This window comes from Agromyces seonyuensis, from assembly GCF_009789225.1.
Taxonomy (GTDB): Bacteria; Actinomycetota; Actinomycetes; order Actinomycetales; family Microbacteriaceae; genus Agromyces; species Agromyces seonyuensis.
Window position 1 is genome coordinate 1 of record NZ_WSTA01000140.1, and the last position, 4,038, is coordinate 4,038.

The window sequence follows — 4,038 nt, forward strand, 5'->3', positions numbered from 1 at the left end:
GCGTTGCCTAAGTGTCTGGAGTTCAGTCGTGTGCCCCTCCGACCCCGGGCGCGCAGCCGAGCATCCCGACCGCCGCCGCGGCCGCGAGGGCGCCGCCGAGCAGCGCCGCACCGGGCCTGCCGACGCGACGAGGCATCCTCGGGCCTACCGCACCGACATGGGCAGTGAACGCCCGCTGAGCTCCCGGGGACGCCCCGCGAGGGTCTTCGCGAGCTCGACGAGCGCGAGCGCGGCGGGGTCGTCGGGCGCGGCGACGACGACGGGCACGCCGGAGTCGCCGCCGATGCGCAGCGCGATCGACAGGGGCACCTGCGCGAGCACGGGCACGGGCTCCGCCTGGTCCTCCGAGAGACGGGCCGCGACCTCCTCGCCGCCGCCGGAGCCGAAGAGCTCGAGCACCGAGCCGTCGGCCTGCACGAGCCCGGCCATGTTCTCGACGACGCCGACGACCTTCTGGCCGGTCTGCCGGGCGACGACGCCCGAGCGCTCGGCGACGTCGGCCGCCGCCGGCTGCGGCGTCGTGACGACGATGACCTCGGCGTTCGGCAGCAGTTGGCCGACCGAGATCGCGACGTCGCCCGTGCCCGGCGGCAGGTCGAGCAGCACGACGTCGAGATCGCCGAAGTAGACGTCGGTGAGGAACTGCGAGATCGTGCGGTGCAGCATCGGCCCGCGCCAGGCGACGGCGACCGACGACGCCCGCTTGCCCTCCGGCACGTCGAGGAACATGCCGATCGAGATGACCTTCACGCCGTAGGCGACGGGCGGCAGCATCATGTCGCCGACCTTCGTCGGCTTCATCGCCGTGCCGTCGTCCTCGCCGAGTCCGAGGAGGCCGGGGATCGAGAACCCGTGCACGTCGGCGTCGATGAGGCCGACGCGCAGACCCTGTTGCGCGAGCGCCACGGCGAGGTTCGCGGTGACCGTCGACTTGCCGACGCCGCCCTTGCCGCTCGTGACGGCGTAGACGCGCGTCAGCGAATCGGGGCCGAACGGGATGCCGCGGGCGACCTTGCTGCCCCGCAGCTTCTCGGTGAGCGCCGTGCGCTCGGCGGGCGTCATGACCGAGACGCCGACGGTGGCGCGGCCCGGCCCGGAGACCGACTCGGCGGCCGCGAGCACGTCGCGCTCGATGCGGTCGGCCGCCGGGCAGCCGACGATCGTGAGCTTCACGCCGACGCTGACGTCGCCGGACTCGTTCGCCTCGACGCGGCCGACCATGTCGAGCTCGGTGATCGGGCGGCGGATCTCGGGGTCGATGACGCCGTCGAGCGCGGCGCGCACCCGGCGCACCAGCTCGTCGATGCGGTCCTGGGCTTCAGCGGCGGGCACGGTCGGCCTCCTGGTCGGGGGTACCGGTCTGGCCGGACGCGGTGCGGGGTGCCGGGCGCTCGGGGCTCGACGGCGGGGCGTCGTCCTCGCGGTCGAGCTCCTCGATGAGGGCGCGCAGCTCGCTGCGGATGAAGTCCTTCGACGCCAGATCCTTGACCGCGAGCCGCAGCGCCACGACCTCGCGCGCGAGGTACTCGGTGTCGGCGAGGGTGCGCTCCGCGCGAGCGCGGTCCTGCTGGAACTGCACGCGGTCGCGGTCGTCCTGCCGGTTCTGCGCGAGCAGGATCAGCGGGGCGGCGTACGAGGCCTGCAGCGAGAGCACCAGCGTGAGGGCGGTGAAGCCGAGCGCCGCGGAGTCGAAGCGGAGCCACTCGGGAGCGAGCGAGTTCCACAGCATCCAGAGCACGACGAAGAGCGTCAGCCCGACGAGGAACCACGGGGTGCCCATGCCGCGGGCGATGTACTCGGTCGCGCGGCCGAACCGGTCGTTGTCGGGCGCATTGCCGAACGTCGGCCGCGAGGCGAGCCCTTTCGGGGTGTCGAAGCGGCGCTCGTTGGCCTTACCTCGTGCCATCGGTCGTCCTCCTTCCCGCGATCGGGATGCTGCCCGTGCTCAAGCTCGCGCGCGCCTGCGCGCGGCGGCGATGTTCGTCGTTCCCTTCCGGATGACTTCGCCAGTCGTCGGGCAGGAGGTAGTCGAGGACGTCGTCGATGGTCACCACCCCGACGAGTCGGTTCGCCTCGTCGACCACCGGCACGGAGACGAGGTCGTAGCTGGCGAGGATGCGGGAGACCTCGGCCGCCGACGTGTCGGCGCGCACGGGCTCGAGGCCCTGGTCGATGAGGGCGCCGAGGCGCTCCTGGGGCGGGTAGCGGAGCATCCGCTGGAAGTGCACGACGCCGAGGAAGCGCCCGGTCGGCGCCTCGAGCGGCGGGAGCGCGACGCAGACCGCCGCGCCGAGCGCGGGCGGCAGGTCGTGCTTGCGGATGTGCGCGAGGCCCTCGGCGACGGTCGCGTCGGGGGAGAGGATGACCGGCTCGTTCGTCATGAGACCGCCGGCCGTGTCGGGGCCGTACGAGAGCAGGAAGCGGACGTCGTCGGCCTCGTCCGGCTCCATGAGCTCGAGGAGGTGCTCGCCGCGGTCCTCCGGCAGCTGCGCGATGAGGTCGGCCGCGTCGTCGGGCTGCATGTGGTCGAGGACATCGGCGGCGCGGTCGTCGTCGAGCTTCTGGAGGATCTCGATCTGCTCGTGCTCGGGCATCTCCTCGAGCACGTCGGCGAGCCGCTCGTCGGGCAGTTCCTCGACGACGTCCTGCCGGCGCTGCTCGGGCAGTTCGAGGAGCGTGTTCGCGAGGTCGGCGGGCTTCAGCTCGGAGTACGTCGCGATGAGCTGCTCGGCCGACTGGCCCTCGCCGGGCTTGGAGGCCTCGCTCACCTCGCGCCACGTCACGTAGGACGTCTGGCCGCGGCCGAACGGGGAGCCGCCGGACTTCTGCCGGCGCACGAAGAGCTGGGTGACTTCCCAGTCGCCGTCGTCCTCCTCCTCGATCGCGACGTCCTCGATGGTGGCGCGGCCGGAACCGTCGTTGAAGTCGACCTGACGACCGAGCATCTCGGCGATGACGAGCACCTCGCCGCCGCGCTGCTCGAAGCGGCGCATGTTGACGAGGCCGGTCGTGATGACCTGGCCGCCCTCGATGGCCGTGACCTTGCCGATCGACATGAAGACGCGCTTGCGGCCGGGGATTTCGACGATGAGGCCGACGACCCGGGGCGCCTCGGACTTGCGATACACGACGAGGACGTCGCGGACCTTCCCGACCCGGTCGCCCGCCGGATCGAACACCGGGGAGCCGTTGAGCCGGGCGACGAAGACCCGCGTTGCACTCACCCGACCAATCTAGCCCCGTCCCGGCGGGCGCCGGGGCCGCCGCACAGCCCCGTCACGGCCGGTCAGTGGAAGGATGGGGAGGGTGACGAACACGAGGCCCATCGGCGGGCGCGGCGCAGGTGCCTTCCCGACCATCCCCGACGGCATGCAGATCGCGAGTTTCGCGACCTACCCCGAGGCGCAGCAGGCGGTCGATGTGCTCGTGCGCGCCGACTTCCCGGTCGCGCAGGTGTCGATCATCGGCACCGAGCTCACGAGCGTCGAACGCGTGACCGGCAAGATGAGCTGGGGTCGCGCCGCGGGCGGCGGCGTGCTGTCGGGCCTGTGGTTCGGCATGTTCGCGGGGCTGCTGTTCTTCATCTTCGCCCCGACCGCCGGCGTCGGGCTGCTGCTCTCCGCCGCGCTCATCGGCGCCGGCTTCGGCATGGTGTTCTCGCTCGTCAGCTACTCGATCACCCGCCGTCGCCGCGACTTCACCTCCGTCATGCAGGTCGTCGCCGGGCGCTACGGCATCCTCGTGCCCGCCGAACTGGCCGGGCGCGCCCGCGAAGCCCTCGGCGGACTCGGCCGCCAGCCGGTGCCGAGCTCCGTCCCGGCGCCGCCCGAGCCGACGGGCGCGCCCGTCCCGCCCGTTGCGTCGTTCGGGGCGTCGGCGGATGTCGCACCCTCCGGTGCCCCCGAGGCCGCCGGCGCCGCTGCCGCGAACGCCCCGGCGCCGATGACCTACGGCGAGGCGCTCGACGCGGCGCGCAAGCGCGAGCGGGAGGAGCGCGCCGCCTCGGCCGCGGCCGCACGGGAGTCGGCTCCGTCGGCG

4 protein-coding genes are annotated in these 4,038 nt (G+C 73.0%); 1 reads left to right on the forward strand and 3 read right to left on the reverse strand.

Features of this window, described 5'->3' with window-relative positions; translation table 11 throughout:
* Positions 1–144: 144 nt before the first annotated feature.
* The 3 genes from GB864_RS17830 to GB864_RS17840 are packed head-to-tail and all read right to left on the reverse strand — an operon-like array spanning position 145 to position 3,224.
* Positions 145–1,332 carry an Mrp/NBP35 family ATP-binding protein gene (locus GB864_RS17830; RefSeq protein WP_336604076.1) on the reverse strand — a complete coding sequence of 396 codons (1,188 nt, stop codon included), beginning with the start codon at positions 1,330–1,332 and terminating at the stop codon, positions 145–147.
* Positions 1,319–1,906 (reverse strand): DUF1003 domain-containing protein, encoded by a 588-nt coding sequence (locus GB864_RS17835; protein WP_160427034.1) that lies wholly within the window; start codon positions 1,904–1,906, stop codon positions 1,319–1,321. Before GB864_RS17835 ends, GB864_RS17830 begins: the two co-directional genes overlap by 14 nt.
* Positions 1,893–3,224, reverse strand: a complete 1,332-nt coding sequence (locus tag GB864_RS17840; protein WP_160427035.1) for a magnesium transporter MgtE N-terminal domain-containing protein — start codon at positions 3,222–3,224, stop codon at positions 1,893–1,895. Before GB864_RS17840 ends, GB864_RS17835 begins: the two co-directional genes overlap by 14 nt.
* Before the next feature lie 82 nt (positions 3,225–3,306).
* Between GB864_RS17840 and GB864_RS17845 the strand changes: the two genes are divergently transcribed.
* Positions 3,307–4,038: YflT domain-containing protein (locus tag GB864_RS17845; protein ID WP_160427036.1), on the forward strand; the 732-nt coding region annotated here is incomplete at its 3' end.